This window comes from Serratia sp. NCCP-200 (assembly GCF_059697885.1).
In genome coordinates, this window is the sequence record NZ_BAAKUJ010000003.1 from 404,067 (window position 1) to 424,472 (window position 20,406).

General features: G+C 54.7%; 17 protein-coding genes. 8 read left to right on the forward strand and 9 right to left on the reverse strand.

The features are described 5' to 3' along the window. Window positions 1–29: 29 nt before the first annotated feature. From rsxC to AC6HVW_RS12110, 7 genes are all read right to left on the reverse strand, one after another. Window positions 30–2,129 (reverse strand): electron transport complex subunit RsxC, encoded by a 2,100-nt coding sequence (rsxC, locus tag AC6HVW_RS12080; RefSeq protein ID WP_497569443.1) that lies wholly within the window; start codon window positions 2,127–2,129, stop codon window positions 30–32. Then, the gene (gene rsxB / locus AC6HVW_RS12085; RefSeq protein ID WP_021804523.1) at window positions 2,122–2,697 is read right to left on the reverse strand and encodes an electron transport complex subunit RsxB; all 576 of its coding nucleotides are present in this window, start codon (window positions 2,695–2,697) and stop codon (window positions 2,122–2,124) included. Before rsxB ends, rsxC begins: the two co-directional genes overlap by 8 nt. Then, on the reverse strand, window positions 2,697–3,278 hold the full coding sequence (gene rsxA, locus AC6HVW_RS12090) for an electron transport complex subunit RsxA (protein WP_021178056.1): 582 nt from the start codon (window positions 3,276–3,278) through the stop codon (window positions 2,697–2,699). The genes rsxB and rsxA overlap by 1 nt, the downstream gene beginning before the upstream one ends. Window positions 3,279–3,422: 144 nt before the next feature. Beyond that, a complete protein-coding gene (locus AC6HVW_RS12095; RefSeq protein ID WP_071683625.1) occupies window positions 3,423–3,863 on the reverse strand; it encodes a DUF2569 domain-containing protein in 441 nt (146 codons plus the stop codon). A gap of 298 nt (window positions 3,864–4,161) precedes the next feature. Continuing rightward, on the reverse strand, window positions 4,162–5,574 hold the full coding sequence (locus tag AC6HVW_RS12100; RefSeq protein WP_071683624.1) for a glycoside hydrolase family 1 protein: 1,413 nt from the start codon (window positions 5,572–5,574) through the stop codon (window positions 4,162–4,164). A gap of 101 nt (window positions 5,575–5,675) precedes the next feature. Further along, complete coding sequence (gene araA / locus AC6HVW_RS12105) at window positions 5,676–7,181, reverse strand: L-arabinose isomerase (RefSeq protein WP_065686136.1); 1,506 nt, start codon at window positions 7,179–7,181, stop codon at window positions 5,676–5,678. A 54-nt stretch (window positions 7,182–7,235) separates the two neighbouring features. Beyond that, window positions 7,236–8,915 carry a ribulokinase gene (locus AC6HVW_RS12110; protein ID WP_071683623.1) on the reverse strand — a complete coding sequence of 560 codons (1,680 nt, stop codon included), beginning with the start codon at window positions 8,913–8,915 and terminating at the stop codon, window positions 7,236–7,238. A gap of 359 nt (window positions 8,916–9,274) precedes the next feature. Here AC6HVW_RS12110 and AC6HVW_RS12115 point away from each other — a divergent pair, with 359 nt between their 5' ends. The 8 genes from AC6HVW_RS12115 to AC6HVW_RS12150 all read left to right on the forward strand — a co-directional run bounded on the left by AC6HVW_RS12115 (window position 9,275) and on the right by AC6HVW_RS12150 (window position 18,215). Then, window positions 9,275–10,258, forward strand: a complete 984-nt coding sequence (locus AC6HVW_RS12115) for an arabinose ABC transporter substrate-binding protein (protein WP_037374918.1) — start codon at window positions 9,275–9,277, stop codon at window positions 10,256–10,258. A gap of 60 nt (window positions 10,259–10,318) precedes the next feature. Beyond that, a complete protein-coding gene (gene araG / locus AC6HVW_RS12120) occupies window positions 10,319–11,842 on the forward strand; it encodes an L-arabinose ABC transporter ATP-binding protein AraG (RefSeq protein ID WP_071683622.1) in 1,524 nt (507 codons plus the stop codon). A gap of 17 nt (window positions 11,843–11,859) precedes the next feature. Further along, complete coding sequence (gene araH / locus AC6HVW_RS12125; protein ID WP_021178049.1) at window positions 11,860–12,843, forward strand: L-arabinose ABC transporter permease AraH; 984 nt, start codon at window positions 11,860–11,862, stop codon at window positions 12,841–12,843. 317 nt (window positions 12,844–13,160) lie between these two features. Continuing rightward, a complete protein-coding gene (araC, locus tag AC6HVW_RS12130) occupies window positions 13,161–14,078 on the forward strand; it encodes an arabinose operon transcriptional regulator AraC (protein ID WP_071683621.1) in 918 nt (305 codons plus the stop codon). 248 nt (window positions 14,079–14,326) lie between these two features. Beyond that, window positions 14,327–15,367: an oxidoreductase gene (locus AC6HVW_RS12135; protein WP_186486824.1), complete on the forward strand. Its 1,041-nt coding sequence runs from the start codon at window positions 14,327–14,329 to the stop codon at window positions 15,365–15,367. A 74-nt stretch (window positions 15,368–15,441) separates the two neighbouring features. Beyond that, on the forward strand, window positions 15,442–16,437 hold the full coding sequence (locus AC6HVW_RS12140) for a bile acid:sodium symporter family protein (protein WP_186486823.1): 996 nt from the start codon (window positions 15,442–15,444) through the stop codon (window positions 16,435–16,437). Window positions 16,438–16,449: 12 nt separating this feature from the next. Beyond that, window positions 16,450–16,755: an NIPSNAP family protein gene (locus AC6HVW_RS12145; protein WP_497569444.1), complete on the forward strand. Its 306-nt coding sequence runs from the start codon at window positions 16,450–16,452 to the stop codon at window positions 16,753–16,755. A gap of 224 nt (window positions 16,756–16,979) precedes the next feature. Further along, on the forward strand, window positions 16,980–18,215 hold the full coding sequence (locus AC6HVW_RS12150) for an MFS transporter (protein WP_254698837.1): 1,236 nt from the start codon (window positions 16,980–16,982) through the stop codon (window positions 18,213–18,215). Window positions 18,216–18,229: 14 nt separating this feature from the next. Here the strand turns inward: AC6HVW_RS12150 and AC6HVW_RS12155 are convergent, their stop codons facing one another. Next, on the reverse strand, window positions 18,230–19,132 hold the full coding sequence (locus AC6HVW_RS12155; protein ID WP_071683617.1) for a LysR family transcriptional regulator: 903 nt from the start codon (window positions 19,130–19,132) through the stop codon (window positions 18,230–18,232). A 230-nt stretch (window positions 19,133–19,362) separates the two neighbouring features. After that, complete coding sequence (gene add / locus AC6HVW_RS12160) at window positions 19,363–20,361, reverse strand: adenosine deaminase (RefSeq protein WP_071683616.1); 999 nt, start codon at window positions 20,359–20,361, stop codon at window positions 19,363–19,365. Window positions 20,362–20,406: the final 45 nt, after the last annotated feature.

Consider the following 20,406-nt stretch of genomic DNA (forward strand, 5'->3'; position numbering starts at 1 on the left):
GGCTTGCGTTTGGCAAGACCCCATACCGCTTACTCTTTATCTACCGTAGCTAGCTGTTGTGCGGCCTTTTTAGCTTTGACCCGGGCCAGCGCTGCGGCAACCGCAGCCTTGCGCGGATCTTCCTGTTCAGCCGTAGGGATGGGTTCCTCGTCAACTAGTGGTTGAGAACGCTCTGCTTGCTGCGCCGCTTTTTTGGCTTTGACTCGAGCCAGCGCGGCAGCAACGGCAGCCTTGCGTTGATCCTCCGGCTCAGCCGTAGGGATAGGTTCCTCGTCTACTTGCGGTGGTGAAAGCTCGGCTTGCTGCGCCGCCTTTTTTGCCTTCACGCGGGCTAATGCTGCCGCTACTGCAGCCTTACGAGGATCCTCTGAAGCTACCGTTTCCTCCACGCTCTCTGCGTCTTGCGCCTGCGCCGCTTTCTTGGCTTTGACGCGTGCTAACGCCGCAGCCACGGCCGCTTTACGTGGGTCTTCCTCTTGCACCGCTGCCGCCGCAGGCATTTCGTTTGCTTGCTCGCGCTTACGCTCTCTGGCCTGTGCCTTACGCGCTTCGCGGGCAGCTATGGCTGCGCTGTTATCCGGCTCCTGGCCGGTGATAGCAATGCCAGCAGCCTCACTGTTTTTGCTGCGCACGCGAGCCAAAGCCGCCTGAACGGCATCTTGATCGCTGTCGGTCAGTTTCACCGCGGCCTTTTTATGACGCTCTTCGCGCGCCAGCTTCTCACGCTCTAAGCGGGCCAGCTTGGCTTCATAACGTGCCTTGGCTTCGGCGGTACGTGCCGCTTCCTGATCCAACGCGTTAATCTCGGCCTTCTCTTGGCGATAATATTGCACCAGAGGAATATTGCTGGGGCAGACGTAGGCACAGGCACCACATTCGATACAGTCGAACAGATTGTGCTTACGCGCCTTCTCGTGCTCTTCACCACGGCTGAACCAGTAAAGCTGCTGCGGCAACAGCCCGGCAGGGCAGGCATCAACGCACAGCCCACAGCGGATACAGGACTGCTCTGGTTCTTGTACGGCCATTTCGTCAACCGTCGGGGCCAGTAAGCAGTTGCTGATTTTGACGATCGGCACGTCTAACGTTGGCAACGTAAAGCCCATCAGCGGGCCACCCATTACCACCATCTGTTGGGATTGGGGTTGATAGCCGCCAAAGGCCAGCAGGTGTTGCACCGGCGTGCCGAGGCGCGCCCAGACGTTGCCCGGTTGGCTCATGGCCTCACCGGTTAAGGTGACGACGCGTTCAATCAACGGCTCGCCATCGACAATCGCCCGCTTGATGGCAAAGGCGGTGCCCACGTTCTGCATCAGCACGCCGATGGTGGACGAACGCTTGCCGTGAGGCACTTCTTTGCCCGTCAGAATTTTGGTTAACTGCTTGGCTCCGCCCGAAGGATATTTGGTGGGGATTACCCGCAGGGCGATGCCATCCTGCCCGCGCAAAGCGACTTTCAGAGCGGCGATGGCTTCCGGCTTGTTATCTTCGATGCCGATCAACGTCACTTTGGGTTGTAGCAGGTGGCGCAGGATCTGGGTGCCTTCGATAATTTGGGCGGCCTGTTCCTGCATCAGCCGGTCGTCGGCGGTGATATAGGGCTCGCATTCGGCAGCGTTGAGGATCAGAGTTTCCACCTCTTCACGGCCACCTTGCAGCTTACTGGCCGTTGGGAAACCCGCGCCCCCCAGTCCGGCAATCCCTGCCTGATGAATGCGTTGGATCAGCTCTGCCGCATCCAGTTGGCGGTAATCGGCGACCGGCGTCAGTTCACACCAGCGATCTTCACCGTCTGGATCGATAATCACGCACAGTTCCGCCAGCCCTGAAGGATGGGCGGTAACGTGAGGTTCAATAGCGCGGATGGTGCCTGAGGTTGGTGCATGTACTGGCAAAGTGCGGCCTCGGCCAAAGGTCAGCGGTTGGCCTTTCAGTACGTGGTCACCGGCTTTGACGCACAGCTCACCTTCTGGTCCCAGATGCTGTTGCAAGGGGACGATAAAAATGTCGGGCAGGGGAGCCACGCGCAGTGGCACACCGCTGGACTGGGTCTTCATTTCGGGTGGATGAATGCCACCGTCAAAATCCCAAATCCGATCTTTTTTCAAAGCGGCGAACAGATTAAACATGTTGCTCCACGGGGATCACTTGCACCGGAATGGTTTGCATATCCCATTTCCAGCTGGCGGTCGTGGTGGCGACCGGTTTCATTTCAATACAATCGGTTGGGCAGGGCGCAACACACAGATCACAGCCGGTACAGAGATCGGTAATAACAGTGTGCATGGCGCGGGTGGCACCCACGATGGCGTCTACCGGGCAGGCCTGAATGCACTTGGTGCAGCCGATGCAGTTGGCTTCGTCAATAAAGGCGACCTTACGCACCGGCTCGGCCACGGCGGCACCGCCGTCCAGCGGCTGTGGCTCGACGTTGAGTAATTCGGCCAGCTTGAGCATCACCTGCTCGCCACCCGGGGCACATTTGTTGATCATCTCGCCATTGGCAACCGCTTCGGCATAGGGGCGGCAGCCGGGATACCCGCATTGGCCACATTGGCTCTGCGGCAGAATTTCGTCGATCTGTTCGGCAACCGGATCTTCTTCCACTTCAAAGCGGCGCGCGGCAAAGCCCAGCACCAGGCCAAACAGCAATCCCAAGGCGCTTAATGCCGCCACCGCAATCCACAACGCAGTCATTAGAATCTCACCAGCCCGGTAAAGCCCATAAAGGCCAGAGACATCAGGCCAGCGGTGATCAAGGCGATAGAGGAACCGCGAAACGGCGCGGGCACATCGGCGACCGCCAGGCGTTCACGGATGGCGGCAAACAGCACCATCACCAATGAGAAACCTGCGGCGGCACTAAAGCCATAAACCGCAGACTGCAGGAAGTTGTAGCCAAGGTTGACGTTGAGCAACGCCACGCCTAACACGGCGCAGTTGGTGGTGATCAGCGGCAGGAAAATCCCCAACAGGCGATACAGCGCCGGGCTGGTTTTACGCACCACCATTTCGGTGAATTGCACCACGACGGCGATCACCAGAATAAAGGACAGCGTGCGCAGATAAACCAGATCCAACGGGATTAGGATAAAGCTGTTGATTAGCCAGGCGCAGACCGAGGCCAGCGTCATCACGAATGTGGTCGCCATGCCCATGCCGATGGCACTTTCCAGTTTCTTGGAAACGCCCATAAAGGGGCACAGGCCCAGGAATTTCACCAGGACAAAGTTGTTCACCAGTACGGTGCCAACAAACAAGAGCAGGTATTCGGTCATTGCAATGCCTAAAAAAATAAAAGCCGCCTATTATCGGTAATCGGCGGCATAACGACAACATACTAATCGCAAGGGTATTGCGCTTTTTTGCCTGTTTTGTTGAAAATTTACACAGCAGGGCGATCAAATCGTGCCTTGCCGTGGTTACTTCTCGGTGAAGGTGCCTTTCACGCGCTGGGAACGCTTAAAATAGGGCACCAGCAGTGCGGCCATCACCAACGGCCATAGCAGGCTACGCACGGCAAGCTCATCGGGCACGGGGGCAAAGGCGAACGCCTTGATTGCCAATAGCACGGTGATCAGCAACCAGACCAGGAACAGCTTTGGAAAACGTTGTGAACGCTGGCAGAACAGCCACAGCAGGTACAGCGTAAAGCACCACATTACCAGCGTGGTGAGCACCGATAAATACCACTGCGTGGAGAAGGCGTGAGCATTGGTGCTCAGATACTCGCGTGATTCCGGCATAAAAATGGCCATACCGTACAGGGCCAACATCAGGCTGGCGCTGAGCAGGGTAACGATCAGATAGGCCATCGGGGCTAGCAGCCAACCGCCGATGCGCGAATATTCAGCTTGGGTCATACGAGATCCTGAGTGGTATTCCAACGAAGTAAGCGGCATAGCTTACTCAAATATGCGCGATTGCGCGAGGAGAAGGCGATTTCGTTGGCCTAACCTATAAAAATGTTAGTCAGGTTGGGTCGCTGCAGGTAATGGTGCAACAGGTGAGAGTCATACAGAACGCCGACACGCCATGAATCCATCCCTGGAGGCTCGTATCGCGCATCCCTGCGCTCAACGGTCGGCTAACCTGCAATGACTCCCACCTGCCTCAAGCTCGGGTGTTGCAGTATTATGTCCAGTAACAATGGGAATGTGATTAACGTTCCGCACCGTTGCTGGCGATCAGCTTTTGGTACCAGAAGAAGCTTTTCTTACGCTGGCGTGCCAGATCCTTGTTGTGGTCAACGTAGATAAAGCCGTACTGTTTCTGGAAACCGTTGAGCCAGCTCAGCAGATCGATAAACGACCATGGATAATAACCGCGTACGTCGGCACCCTGTTTGATGGCGTCTTCAATGGCACCAATGTGCTGGCGCAGATAGTCGATGCGATCGTCATCAACCACCTCACCGTCGATAATCGGGTCTTTGGCACCCAGACCGTTCTCGGTAATGTAGATCGGAATATCGCCGTAACGCGCCTTGATATTCATGATGCCTTCGGTGAGGCCCTGCGGATAAATCTCCCAGTCCCAATCGGTATACACGCCGTTCGGGTTGCGGACGAACTTGAACAGCCCCTTAAAGCCGAATTCGTTACCCTGCTGGTGGCCGCTGCCTTTCTCACCGGTGGTGTTGATGGTCAGATGTGACTCTTGATTATTGGCCGCGATGGTTTCACGTTTGTAATAGTTCAGGCCAATAAAGTCACAGATATTGTCACGCAGCAGTTGCTCATCACCAGGGGCGAATTGCGGCACGCCCCACAGCGCCTGAGTCTGTTCTAGCAGTTCAGCCGGATATTCCCCTTTCAGCACAGGATCGTACAGCCAGTGGGTAAAGATCCCTTCGGCTAACTGATAGGCCGCCAGATCTTCCGCTGACTGGCTGAGCGGGGTATGGGTTTGCAACACGTTAACGAAGCCGATTTGGCCGGCAATGCCGCTGGTGCGGAATGCGGCTACCGCTTTAGCGTGGGCCACAAAGACGTGGTGGCAGGCCTGGATCGCACGCGCCGGGTTCTGTACGCCTGGTGGGTGGCCGCCGGTGATGTAACCGAAGCCGATAAAGCACACGGTCTCATTGAAGGTAGACCACAGTTTGACGCGATCGCCGTAACGCTGGTAACACAGGCGGGCATACTCTTCAAAAGCCTCCGCAGTGCTACGTGCTTCCCAACCGCCTTCATCTTGCAATGCCTGCGGCAGATCCCAGTGGTACAGGGTGATCATCGGCTCAATGTTGTGTTCCAACAGGGCATCAATCAGATCGCTGTAGAATTTGACCCCGGCCTCATTGATGGTGCCCCGGCCCTGTGGCAGTAGGCGCGGCCAGGAGATTGAGAACCGGTAGCTCTGCATCCCCATTTCGGCCATCAGCGCCACGTCCTCACGGAAGCGGTGATAGTGATCGACGGCAACGTCGCCGTTAGTGCCTTGGTAAGTGGTACCTGGCAGGTGGGAGAAGGTATCCCAGATGGATGGGCCTTTGCCGTCGGCATCGTGTGCGCCTTCAACCTGATACGCCGCGCTAGCCGCGCCCCAGAGGAACTCTTTCGGGAAAGCAGACATAACTATTCTCTCTATACGTTAAATATTGAGTCTAGTTTAGGTCGAGTTGAAATGAGTTTGCAACCGGTTTCTGAAACCGGTTGCAGTTTTTGCGGGAGCGTTTAGCGACGGTTGATTTGGTAGTAGGTTTCATTCCAGCGGATTTCGTTCTTGAACGCTGGCAGGGTGGTGTCGTTGTCGATCAGCAGGAATTCGATGTTGTGCATCTCGGCATACAGGCGCAGGTAGTCGGCATTTAGTGACTGCGAGAACACCGTGTGGTGTGCGCCACCTGCCAGGATCCAGGCTTCCGCCGCCGTAGCCAGGGAAGGTTGAGCGCGCCAGATCGCCCTAGCCACCGGCAGCTTAGGTAATGGTTTAGGCTGCTCAATAGTATCAACCTGATTGACCAGCAGGCGGAAACGATCGCCCATATCGATCAGGCTGGCATTCACCGCTGGCCCTGCCGGGGTAGAGAAGATCAGGCGGGCCGGATCGGCCTTGCCACCGATGCCCAGATATTGAATATCCAGCAGTGGTTTCTGTTCTTTGGCAATGGAAGGGCAGACTTCCAGCATATGGGATCCCACCACCAGATCGTTGCCCGGCTGGAAGTTATAGGTGTAATCCTCCATAAACGAGGTGCCGCCGTTTAAGCCGCTGCCCATCACTTTCATAATGCGCAGCAGGGCCGCGGTTTTCCAATCACCCTCACCGGCAAAGCCGTAGCCTTGCTGCATCAGACGCTGTACCGCTAAACCTGGCAACTGCTTCATGCCATGCAGCGTTTCAAAGTTGGTGGTGAAGGCGTGGAACTTGCCCTGTTCGAGGAAACGTTTCATGCCCAGTTCGATGGCGGCTGCATCAATCAGGTTCTGCCGTTTGGCCCCGTTAACTTTTGCTACGTCGCTCAGCTCATAGCTGGCTTCGTACTCTTCGATCAGAGCATCGATATCACCCTTGCTCACTTCATCGATCACGCTGACCAAATCGCCGATGCCATAAGCATCCACGGAATAACCAAACTGGATCTGCGCGGCCACTTTATCGCCATCGGTCACGGCGACCTGGCGCATGTTGTCACCAAAACGCGCCACTTTCAGCTGTTGGCTTTCCTGTTTGGCGCAGGCAACACGCATCCATTGAGCGATTCGCTCCTGGGCATTTTTGTCTTGCCAGTGGCCTGCAATCACGCTGTGCTGCTGGCGCATACGGGCACCGATAAACCCGAACTCGCGGCCACCGTGGGCGGTCTGGTTCAGGTTCATAAAGTCCATATCCATGCTGTCCCATGGAACCTCGGCATTAAATTGGGTATGGAACTGGAGCAGCGGTTTATCGAGGATAGACAGGCCGGCAATCCACATTTTGGCCGGTGAGAAAGTATGCAGCCAGGTGATGATGCCGACACAGTCCTGGTGATAGTTGGCATCACGGCAGACGGTGGTGATTTCGTCCGGCGTGGTGACCAGCGGTTTCAGCACCATCTTTACCGGTAAACCTGCGTCACGGTTCAGGCTGTTCACGACCTGCTCGGCATTTTCCATCACCTGTTGCAGGGTTTTGGGGCCATAAAGATGCTGGCTACCGATCACGAACCACACTTCACGTTGCTTAAAGATGTTCATCAAAAACTCCTGGATCTAGAGGTTTTATTGAGCCGAGGGAGCTGCCCCGGCGTATTAATTTTTGGTGGTTGCGGCAAAGCGAGGCTCTGCGGCCTGGCACCACTGTTGATAGCGTTCATAAAGTTGTTGGTAGCGCGCGACGTTTGCGGGATCGGGCTGCAAAGTACGTTCAATACTGCAAGCCATATGCTGCTGAGCTTGCGGAACGTCGCTGAAATGCCCGGCGGCCACGGCGGCGAAGATGGCTGCACCCAACGCGCAGCACTGGTCGGAGGCGACAATCTGTAGCGGACGATCCATCACATCGGCGCAAACCTGCATAATCACCGGTGACTTGCGGGCAATACCGCCCAAAGCCAGCACGTTATCGACGGGAATGTCCTGCTGTTCGAAGCACTCCATGATGGCGCGGGCGCCAAATGCCGTTGCGGCGATAAAGCCACCAAACAGCGTGGGCGCATCGGTGCCGAGGTTGAGATCGGTGATCACCCCTTTCAGGCGTTGGTTGGCGTAGGGGGTGCGGCGGCCATTGAACCAGTCCAATACCACTGGCAGATGGTCAAGAGACGGGTTTTTGGCCCAGGCGGCGGTCAGGGCGGCCAGCATGTCATGCTCAATTTGTTGCAGCTGTGTCTGGAGTTGCGGTTGCGTCTTGGCGGCTTCACGCAGCGGCCAGCTCAGCAGGCGGCTGAACCAGGCGTACATATCGCCAAAAGCGGATTGCCCGGCCTCCATCCCGATGGTTTGCGGCACCACGCTGCCGTCCACCTGGCCGCAGATACCGCTGATGGCACGATCGCCCACGCGCTCACGATCGGCGATCAGAATGTCGCAGGTCGACGTGCCAATCACCTTCACCAGCGTATAAGGCTGCGCACCGGCTCCCACTGCCCCCATATGACAGTCAAAGGCGCCACCGGACAGCACCACGCTTTCTGATAGCCCAAGCCGTGTGGCCCACTCTTTGCTCAGTGTCCCTACCGGCAAATCGGCAGTGTAGGATCCGTTGAACAGTGGATAGGGCAAATCTTCCACCAGCATCGGATCCAAGGCCGCAAAGAAGGCTTTCGGTGGCAAACCGTCCCAATCCGGATGCCACAGCGTTTTATGCCCAACGCTGCAACGTCCGCGCTTTAACCGATCCGGTGCAGTAGTGCCAGAAAGCAGTGCCGGTACCCAGTCGCATAGCTCAACCCAAGAGGCGGCTGCGTGGCGTACCGCCTCGTCCTGGCGTGAAACGTGCAAGATTTTGGCCCAGAACCACTCAGAGGAATAAACGCCGCCGATATAGCGCGAATAATCGGGGAAATCACCACGGCGACAAAGCTGGTTAATTTCCTCCGCCTCCTCGATGGCGGTGTGGTCTTTCCACAACACAAACATGGCATTGGGATTGCTGGCAAACTCTGGCCGCAACGCCAACACGTCGCCATATTCATCAATCGGGGCGGGAGTGGAGCCGGTGGAATCAACCCCAATCCCGACCACGCTCTGCCGCTGTTCCTGGCTCATGCGCTGCACCACGGCGACGATGGCTTGCTCCATGGCTTCGATATAGTCGAGTGGATGGTGGCGGAACTGGTTCTGCGCGGCATTACAGAAATCACCACGCTGCCAGCGAGGGTAGTAGACCACCTCGGTATCCAGTTCGTTACCGTTTTGACAGTCGACAGCCAGCACCCGCACTGAATCGCTGCCGAAGTCTAATCCCAGGGCAATAGCACCTGCCGTCATGATGCGGACTCCTTACTTGTTAGGTTGAGGTTAACGATAGGAGCGGGACGGGGAGGCAGGTGAGGAAGCATTGGCTGGAAGTATGCACTTTTCTGCTTGCTACAGTGATTTTGTGATGGGGGTCAAAAGTTATCACTTGGTTAAATTTGCTAAATGTATGCACATATCTGCTGTTATCTCGGGATGTGATAGCGCTCTACATTTAACTAACAAATACCGGCTAAAACTGTTTGCGTCTTACCTGAGTCGACGGCAAGAAGCGAGATACAAGGCCATTGCCGTGACAGGATCTCATAATGATAACGTTTTCACGGCGGCCCGATTTTTCTGCCGATGAAAGCAAAACAGCGGAGAGTACCATGCATAAATTCACTAAGGCGTTGGCAGTGATCGGTCTGACGGCGGTTATGTCACATTCAGCTATCGCAGAGACCATGAAACTGGGTTTTTTGGTTAAACAGCCAGAAGAGCCCTGGTTCCAGACCGAATGGAAATTTGCTGACAAAGCGGGTAAAGACCTGGGGTTTGAAGTGATCAAGATTGCCGTGCCGGACGGCGAGAAAACCCTCAATGCCATCGACAGCCTGGCGGCCAGCGGGGCCAAGGGATTTGTTATCTGCACCCCAGACCCAAAACTCGGCTCGGCGATTGTCGCCAAGGCACGCAGCTACGATCTGAAAGTGATCGCGGTTGACGACCAGTTTGTTAATGCCAAAGGCAAGCCGATGGAGAGCGTGCCGCTAGTGATGATGGCGGCCACCAAGATAGGTGAGCGCCAAGGTGCCGAGCTGTGGAAAGAGATGAACAAGCGTGGCTGGAAAGTGGCAGAGACCGGCGTAATGGCGATCACCTCCGATGAACTGGACACGGCACGCCGCCGTACCGGTGGCTCGATGGATGCATTGAAAACTGCGGGTTTCCCAGAACAGCAGATCTACAAGGTACCAACCAAATCCAACGATATCCCAGGGGCGTTTGATGCCGCCAACTCGATGCTGGTGCAGCATCCTGAAGTGAAAAACTGGCTGATCGTCGGGATGAACGACAATACCGTGCTGGGCGGCGTGCGTGCCACCGAAGGTCAGGGCTTTAAAGCGCCTAACGTGATCGGCATTGGTATCAACGGCGTTGACGCGGTAAGCGAGCTTTCCAAGAAACAGGCAACCGGCTTCTACGGTTCACTGCTGCCAAGCCCGGATATTCATGGCTACAAGAGCATTCAGATGCTGCATGACTGGGTAGAGAAAGGCGTGGAACCAGAGAAATTCACCGAAGTGACCGACGTGGTGCTGATCACCCGCGACAACTTCCAGGTGGAACTGCAGAAAAAAGGCCTGATGTAAGGAGCGTGCCGCCTGTACCAAGCGGGCGGCCATTTATCGCACAGCATTGAGGAAAGCACTATGACTGCCGTCACGCCCTATCTGGCTTTTAAAGGCATCGGTAAAAGCTTCCCTGGCGTCAAAGCGCTGGATGATATCAGTTTCAGCTGTCAGGCCGGGCAGATCCACGCCCTGATGGGGGAAAACGGCGCCGGGAAATCGACGCTGCTGAAAATTCTCAGCGGCAATTACGCCCCAAGCAAAGGGGAGATCCACCTCCAGGGGCAAGCCGTACAGTTTGCCAATACCACCGACGCGCTGAACGCCGGGGTGGCGATTATTTACCAGGAACTGCATCTGGTACCGGAAATGACAGTGGCAGAGAACATCTACCTGGGCCAGTTGCCGACCAAACATGGCCTGGTGGATCGCAAACTGCTGCGTTATGAATCCCGCTTACAGCTGGAACACCTCGGTTTGGACATCGATCCGGATACTCCGTTGAAGTACCTGTCGATTGGCCAGTGGCAGATGGTGGAGATTGCCAAGGCTCTGGCGCGTAACGCCAAAGTGATTGCGTTTGATGAGCCGACCAGTTCGTTGTCGGCACGTGAAATTGAGCAGCTGTTCCGGGTGATCCGCGAGCTGCGGGCCGAAGGGCGAGTGATCCTGTATGTCTCACACCGGATGGAGGAAATCTTTGCGCTGAGTGACGCCATCACCGTGTTTAAGGATGGCCGCTATGTGCGCACCTTCGACGATATGCAACAGGTAAACAATGAAGTGCTGGTGCAGGCGATGGTGGGCCGCGATCTTGGCGATGTTTATGGCTATCAGCCACGAGAGCTGGGAGAACTGCGGTTGCAACTGACCGAACTGCAGGCCGTTGGTGTGAAAACGCCTATCAGCCTTAACGTACGCGCTGGAGAAATTGTTGGCCTGTTTGGTCTGGTGGGTGCAGGGCGCAGCGAATTGATGAAAGGGATTTTTGGCGCTACGCGGGTCACTGCGGGCCAATTGATGCTCGATGGCAAGCGGCTTGATGTCCGTTCACCGATCGATGCTATCCGTGCAGGCGTAATGCTGTGCCCGGAAGATCGTAAGGCCGACGGCATCATTCCTGTGCACTCGGTACGCGACAATATCAACATCAGCGCACGCCGCAAAAGCATCAAGGCGGGCTGCCTGATTGATAACGCCTGGGAAACCAGCAATGCCGATCACCACATCCGCGCGCTGAATATCAAAACCCCCACCGCCGAACAGCTGATCATGAACCTCTCCGGTGGCAATCAACAGAAGGCGATCCTGGGCCGCTGGCTGTCGGAAGAGATGAAGGTGATCCTGCTGGATGAGCCGACACGCGGTATCGACGTTGGCGCAAAACACGAAATCTACCACGTGATTTATCAGCTGGCGCAGCAGGGCATTGCGGTGCTGTTCGCCTCCAGCGATTTGCCCGAAGTACTGGGGCTGGCGGATCGCATCATCGTGATGCGTGAAGGGGCGATCTCTGGCGAGTTGACCCATAGCGAGGCCACTGAGGAAAAAGCCCTCAGCCTGGCGATGTTACGTACCCCCGATATTGCAGCGGCGATGGCCTGATTGCGAAGGAGCAAGAGATGTCGAGCATGACAACCAATTCTGTGAAAAACCGCGGTGGCCTTGGGTTGGCGCGTATCTGGGACAGCTATGGCATGCTGGTGGTATTCGCCGTGCTGTTTGTCGCCTGCGTGGCGTTTGTGCCGAATTTTGGCAGTTTTATCAATATGAAAGGCCTGGGGCTGGCGATCTCTATGTCCGGGATGGTGGCGTGCGGCATGCTGTTCTGCCTGGCCTCGGGTGATTTTGACCTGTCGGTGGCGTCGGTTATTGCCTGTGCGGGTGTCACCGCGGCAGTGGTGATCAACATGACCGAGAGCCTGTGGATCGGCGTGGCTGCAGGTTTGCTGTTAGGTGTGCTCTCTGGGCTGATCAATGGTTTTGTGATCGCCCGGCTGAAGATTAACGCGCTGATCACCACGTTGGCCACCATGCAGATCTTCCGCGGCCTGGCCTATATCATTTCCGATGGGAAAGCGGTGGGGATCGAAGATGAGCGTTTCTTTGCGCTCGGCTATGCCAACTGGTGGGGGCTGCCTGCACCGATTTGGATCACCATTGGCTGCCTGATCCTGTTTGGTTTCCTGCTCAATAAAACCACCTTTGGCCGCAATACTCTGGCTATCGGCGGCAACGAGGAGGCGGCTCGGTTGGCCGGGGTGCCGGTAGTGCGTACCAAGATCATCATCTTTGTGCTTTCCGGGCTGGTATCTGCCGCTGCGGGCATCATTTTGGCTTCGCGTATGACCAGCGGCCAGCCGATGACCTCCATCGGCTATGAGTTGATCGTGATTTCCGCCTGCGTGCTGGGTGGCGTTTCGCTCAAAGGGGGGATTGGCAAAATTTCCTACGTTATCGCCGGGATCCTGATCCTGGGCACGGTGGAGAACGCCATGAACCTGCTGAACATCTCGCCGTTCTCGCAGTATGTGGTGCGCGGCGTGATCTTGCTGGCTGCGGTAATTTTTGACCGCTACAAGCAACAGGCGAAGAGCAGGGCGTGAAGACCCATCACAATTTTGCGATTGCTATGAGCAGCATTTTGCCGAATGGATAAACTTGCTATAGGTGGATAGTGTTTTGTCGTTTATTCAGCAATCTCTATTTTCCCCTCTCCCCAAAGGAGAGGGAGCTGCACGGAGCGCGTGGTTGGCCCGTGCAGCTTCGGTAAGTAGGTAGCAAGAGGAAAGGCAGGTATTACGCAGAAAAATCAACGAACTCGATCGGTTCCCTCTCCCTGTGGGAGAGGGTTAGGGTGAGGGAAGCAGACCACTCATCTTGCCAAGTTTTGGGATAAAGAAACGACACATTCGGAGGCCAGATGTATCATCGCATGGTTCAGGAACCCCAACCGAACCCGCTGTTGCCGGGTTACACCTTTAACGCCTACCTGGTTGCCGGGCTGACGCCGATTATGGCAGATGGGCCGCTGGATTTCTTTATCGACCGCCCCGGCGGCATGAAGGGCTACATCCTCAATCTGACCATAAAAGGCCAAGGCAAGGTGTTTGACGGTGAGGAGACGTTTTACTGTAACCCCGGCGATCTCCTGCTGTTTCCTCCCAAGGCGGCGCATAACTATGGCCGATCACCGGATAGTGACTGCTGGTATCACCGTTGGGTGTATTTCCGCCCGCGGGCCTATTGGGCCGACTGGCTGGAATGGCACAGCAAGGCGCATCAGGTGGGTCGTCTGACGTTGCCCAACAACCAGTTACTGACCGAGTTTGACCGGCTGTTTGCCAACATTGAGCAGACACAACGTTCCGGCCGCCGTTTTGCCGAAGAAATTGGCATGAACCTGCTGGAACGGCTGTTGCTGCGCGCGATGGAGGAGGATCCCCTCAGCCCACAGAAGATTATGGACCCACGGGTGATTGAGGCTTGCCAGTTCATTACCGGCAATCTGGCAGGGGAGCTGCGTATCGATGAAGTGGCCCGCCACGTTTGTCTTTCGCCATCGCGGCTGGCACATCTGTTCCGTGACCAGGTCGGGATAAATATCTTGCGCTGGCGTGAAGATCAGCGAGTGATCCGCGCCAAATTGCTGCTGCAAACTACCCAGGAATCGATTGCCACCATTGGCCGGGTGGTTGGCTATGACGATCAACTCTATTTTTCCCGGGTGTTTCGTAAGCGAGTTGGCGTCAGCCCCAGCGATTTTCGCCGCCGTAGCCTGGAGATCAACTACCCGGTGAACCATTCCCGGGATCGGCCACTGATTGCCGCATCCCGTTAATCGGCCAACGGATACGATCGTTGTTGGGGGCGCCGCGTGCAGCGCCCGCTTTGTTGTATTGCCAGTTTATTATCGATTTGCATTTAGCTCTTGTTCCAGTCCGCATGATGGTGTCAAATCGCATCAATCCCTACTTCATTTTTTCTAGCGGCAACACTCAGGGGTGGCTTTCTTGCCCCAACTTACACGGACGTAGCATTTCAACTGCCTGGAATTGATGCGTATATCGCCCTGTATGAGGAAACAAGATGTCTGAAACAATCCGCGTTGGCCTGGTGGGCTATGGTTACGCCAGCAAGACCTTTCATGCTCCGCTGATCGCAGGAACCCCTGGCATGGAGTTGGCCGCCGTTTCCAGCAGCGACGCCGGTAAAGTCCACGCTGACTGGCCGATGATGACGGTGGTCAGCGACCCGCAGGCGCTGTTTAACGATCCCTCGATTGACCTGATTGTCATTCCAACCCCGAACGATACCCATTTCCCGCTGGCACAACAGGCGATGGCGGCGGGCAAAAATGTGGTGGTGGATAAACCGTTTACCGTGACATTGTCACAGGCGCAGCAGCTACAACAGCAGGCAGCGCAGAGTGGACAACTGCTTTCAGTGTTTCACAACCGCCGCTGGGACAGCGATTTCCTGACCTTAAAAGCCTTGCTAAAAGACGGCGCGTTAGGAGAAGTGGTCTATTTTGAATCCCATTTCGATCGTTTCCGCCCGGAAGTCCGCCAGCGCTGGCGTGAGCAAGGTGGGGCTGGCAGCGGTATTTGGTACGATCTGGGGCCGCATCTGATCGACCAGGCGTTGCAGCTGTTTGGCAAGCCACAAACGCTTTTTGTCGATCTCGGCGAGCTACGCCCGGGTTCACAATCGGTAGATTACTTCCATGCGGTGCTTAATTACGGCCATCGGCGTGTGGTGCTGCATGGCACGGTACTGGCAGCGGCAGAAACCGCCCGTTACATTGTGCACGGTACACAGGGCAGCTTTATCAAGTATGGTCAGGATCCCCAGGAAGACCGCCTGAAAGCCGGTGAGCGTTTGCCGCAGGCCGACTGGGGTTACGACATGCGCGACGGAGTGGTGACGTTGTCACGTGACGGTATGCTGGCGGAACAGCCGCTGTTGACCATTCCGGGCAATTATCCGGCCTATTACGCCGCCATTCGTGACGCAATTTCCGGTGCCGGTACCAACCCAGTTCCGGCCAGCGAGGCGATACAGGTTATGGAAATGATCGAGCTGGGCATTGAGTCGGCTAAACAGCAAAAAGCGCTACCGCTCAGCTAATATCAATAACAACAGTAGGGTTCAGAGCGCTTCTGAACCCTTTTTACGTATTAAATAGCAAGGAATTTTGCAGGATGTCCTGGTTACAACGTCTACGTATCGACAAGTTTTTACTGGTACTGCTGATGGTGGTGCTGTTGGCCTCATTGCTACCCTGTGAAGGGATTTGGCAGACTTTCTTCGAACATTTAACTACCGCCGCGATAGCCTTGTTGTTCTTCATGCACGGGGCGAAACTCTCCCGTGAGGCGATCGTTGCCGGCATGAGCCACTGGAAGCTGCACCTGGTGGTGTTTCTCAGTACCTTTGCGCTCTTCCCCTTGTTAGGGTTGTCGATGAACCTGCTGGTGCCGGGCTTAATGACGCCTACCGTTTATCTGGGTTTCCTCTATCTGTGTGCTTTGCCTGCCACGGTTCAATCGGCAATCGCCTTCACCTCCGCAGCAGGAGGAAACGTGGCGGCGGCGATCTGCAGCGCTTCGGCATCCAGCATTCTTGGGGTATTCCTGTCTCCGCTGCTGGTGGGGGCATTGATGCATACGCAAGGAGGCAATACTGACGTACTGCATGCCATTGGCTCTATTATTCTGCAACTGATGGTGCCGTTTGTTATTGGCCATCTGGCGCGCCCGCTGATTGGCAAATGGATCGATCGCCATCGCAAACTGATTAACCTCACCGACCGCTCCTCGATCCTGCTGGTGGTCTATACCGCGTTCAGCGCGGCGGTGGTTGAGGGGATTTGGCACACCATTGACGGTTGGTCGCTGCTGACGATCCTGGTGATGTCGCTGGTGCTGTTGGCTGTGGTACTGATTATCAACACCTATGCCGCACGTTGGCTGGGCTTTGATACCGCCGATGAGATCACTATCGTGTTTTGTGGTTCGAAAAAGAGCCTGGCCAACGGCATTCCGATGGCCAACGTGCTATTTCCTGCTGCCGCCGTTGGGGCGATGGTATTACCCTTGATGATTTTCCATCAGGTACAGTTGATGGTATGTGCAGTACTGGCACAGCGCTATGCGCGTAAAACAGCACAGCAACGCGAAGTTGCCGTAACTAGATAACAAGGACGTAGCATGAGCAAGGTAGTCGAGATTTTGCAATATCGTTTACAAGCGGGCAGTGGCAGGCGTTTTCACCACCTCATGCAGCATGATAGCGTGCCGCTGCATAAGGCCGCAGGGATCACCGTGCTGGAGTACGGTATTTCACTTCACGATCCCGATGCCTATTATCTGTTGCGGCAGTTTGACGGTATGGCGGAAATGGAACAGGTATTGCAGGATTTCTACCGCAGCCAAGCCTGGTTGGAGGGGCCACGTACCGAGATTGTAGACCTGATCGAGGAGAGCTACCGGGTGGTGCTGCCGTATCAGCCCTGACATGCCGTGGGTTGTGGGCTTAACTGAATTGTCCGGTCGGGGATTTGGCACTGGTGGATATCGGGATCGGTGCCGTCTCCAACTGGCAAACGGATTTCAGACTTTGGATAAATCTCTTATTTTCTTGCATGAGCTTTGCGATACCTGCAAAGCCATTATCTGATTTAATGGTATTCCACTATTGTCACCAGTAAATAAAATGAAAGCAGGGTGTTTATTATTTTTTGATTCATTTTAATTCTACTGAAACAGTTAATGACAATGGTGAGTTTACTATGATAGATACAAGGGTTTACTTTTCGTTAGCCTGTTTGTGTGCCCTGTCTGTGGCGAATATTTATTATAACCAACCGTTACTGGAGTTATTTTCCAGGGAATTCAGCGCTGATGCCAAGACGGTAGGCTCAATTGCGATGGTTGTTCAGTTGTCTTACGCTGCAGGATTGGTCTTTTTTGTCCCCTTGGGCGATCGCGTTGTGCGGCGAAGGCTACTGGGTATTTTACTGGGGATTAATGCCGCTGCTTCACTGTTCGCTGCTATGGCTCAAGATATTGCACAACTACTGATAAGTCATATCGCCATTGGTATGACCGCAGTAGGTGCACAAATAATTATTCCAATGGCGACTTTGTTGGCACCCTCGGAACAACGGGGGCGGGCTGTCGGAATAGTGATGGGTGGACTGATGGCCGGAGTGCTGTTTGCTCGTATCCTTTCAGGCGTTATTGGTGAGCACTGGGGATGGCGTGCTATGTACATCATAGCAGCGGCCATCAATGCGATAATGATCGCGATAATCTATCGCTTACTGCCTCATAACTGCCCATCAAAAAATCCGATGCCTTACCGGCAGTTAATCGTATCGCTTTTAACCTATTTCCGGCAAGAGAGCGAGTTACGCAAAGCCTGTCTGTCTGGAGCCTTAATGTTTGGCTCTTTCAGTGCATTATGGGGGGCTTTGGCTTTGCTTCTGTCTCGTCCTCCTTATCATTTCGGTAGTGATATTGTTGGAGCTTTCGGTTTTGCTGGAATCGCAGGGATCCTGATGACACCGATCATCGGTAATTTGGCGGACAGATATACACCACAGGCGATTGTTTTTTTAGGCAGCCTCTGCGCTATAGTCGGTTTTTTACTCTTGGCAATGTCAGGACACTATTTGACCGCACTCATCATCAGCGTCATTTTTCTAGATGTTGGGGGACGGGCAGGCCTAGTTGGCAATCAGTTACGCGCACTGGCATTGTCGGAAGCCGCCCGCAGTCGGCTCAATACTGTTTTTATGTTTTGCTACTTTCTCGGCGGAGCCTTTGGCACACGTATAGGCGCAGAGCTAAGCCTGCGATTTGGATGGTTTGGCATTGCGTTGCTTGGCGTTATCACCTCCCTGATCGTCATGTTCTTCAACTTCAAAGGGATGCTGTCTTTGTTCCGGCGACCATCTCCCCCTTCGTTATAATATGAGAATTATTCCTAAGGTTTCCCCAATTCGTTGGCCAAGTGTTTATGTAGCGCCTGAAGAAACACTGTCAACCTAGGGGAAATTTTTGGTTCGGCACGTAGAAGGTGGATTTCCTGAGTCTGCCGTTGAGGATCATCAAAGACTTTCACGAGTCGTCCTGCGTTAATATCAGTACCGACCACCCAGTTAGGCAGGAATGCAATACCTAATCCATGGACAGCCGAAATGCGCAGTGCGTCAAAATCATTGCAGCGTAGATAGATATGGTGCTTCCTTGCGGGATCCTGATAGATCACTCTCCGCCAACATATCGAATAGGGATCCTGAAATTTATCTAGCAGATGATGCCCTTCAAGTTCATCAAGCCCGCTTGGATGACCATGGTTCTGCAGATAAAACGGGCTTGCACATGCGATCCAATACTGGTCTGCAATATGCGTGGCATACAGTGCGCTGTCTTTTAGGGGACCAATTCTGATGACGGCATCAAGCCGTTCGATCGAAGGATTGGTCAACCGTTCAGTCAAATCCAGCGCAAGATCAATATCAGGGAAATTTTTCTTGAACTCAGCTAGCCATGGGAATATATGAAGTTTGGCGAAGGTAGGCAAACAGCTAACACGTAAAATTCCTTTCAGCCCTGTATTCATTGAGCCAATTTCACTATACATATCACTGAGAGCATCAAGAATTTTTATTGATCGAAGATATAAGGCCTCTCCGGCATCGGTAAGCATTAGACCACGGGGCGAACGGATAAATAACTTTATCCCCATTACATCTTCAAGCCTGTTTATTTTTCGCATGATCGAGGATGGGTTCACCCCGTGCCTGCGTGCAACAGAAGAAAATGAACCATTTCTGGCAATATCAATAAATAGCGATAAGTTTTCCGTATATCTGTACAAATCCATATGCGCACCATTTATAACTTTAGTTTCTGACGTTTATACTGTTGAGGATAAATGACAAGTTCAAAAATCAACCATAGCACATTTTATTCTGGGGCTATAGTCTGATACTTATGGAGCGAAAACTCATGATTACTGAGTTTTGCGTTTTGAGATGGAAATATCCAGAACTGCCAAGACAAGGTCCTGAGAGCAGACCCAACGGCCAGTGCCGCTGAGCCTGCAGCAAGGGATCAGCCAAGCACTTTCGCGCGTAGAGCCTGTTTTTCCTGCTCGCTGAGGAACGCCATCTTCAGGCCGTTTTCCTGTGCGGTGCGGATTTCTTGCGGCGTTAATCCGGCCTGCGGTGCCGCTACGCGGTATTCGTGTTCAATCTCAATGCCTTGCACAGCTGGATCGTCGGTATTGATGGAAGCTACCACGCCATGGCGCAGGAAGGTGGCCAGCGGATGTTGTGCCAACGAAGCTACAGTGCTGGTTTGTATATTTGAAGTCAGGCACGACTCAATGCCGATGTCATGCTGCGCCAGGTAATCCATCAGTGCCGGATCCTCCACCGCTTTAACCCCGTGCCCAATGCGCTCTGCACCCAACTCACGGATTGCCTGCCAGATGCTTTCCGGGCCAGCGGCTTCACCGGCATGAACGGTAATGCGCAGGCCAGCGTCACGTGCACGGTTGAAATGGCTAAGGAACAGGCTGCCAGGGAAGCCTAGCTCATCGCCAGCTAGATCCAACGCGGTGATGCCGTCGCGATGGGTCAGTAGGGCGTCTAGCTCTTGCAGGCAGGCCGCTTCGCCGAAGGTACGGCTCATGATGCCAATCAGGCGTACGTCAATATCGCGGTCGCGGCAACCAGAGCGAATGCCGTCAATCACCGCTTCCACCACGCCAGCCACCGGTAACTGGTGCTTCATCGCCATGTAGTAGGGGGAGAAACGCAGCTCGGCGTAGTGCAACCCGGCATTTGCCGCATCTTCCACGTTTTCATAGGCCACGCGACGGCAGGCATCCAGATCGCCCAGCACCGCCACGCCCCAGTCAAGCTTTTGCAAAAAGCTCATCAGGTCGGGTTCGGTATGGGTGATTTGCACATGGGGAAGCAGGGCAGCCAGCTCGTTGGCGGGCAGGGCTAGATTGAACTGGCGACCGAGTTCAAGAATGGTTTGCGCGCGGATGTTACCGTCCAGATGACGGTGAATATCGGTAAGGGGCAAGCGGGAGTCAATCATGGCGGCACTCATTATTTTTGTATAGGTAAAGTGCAGAACAGTATA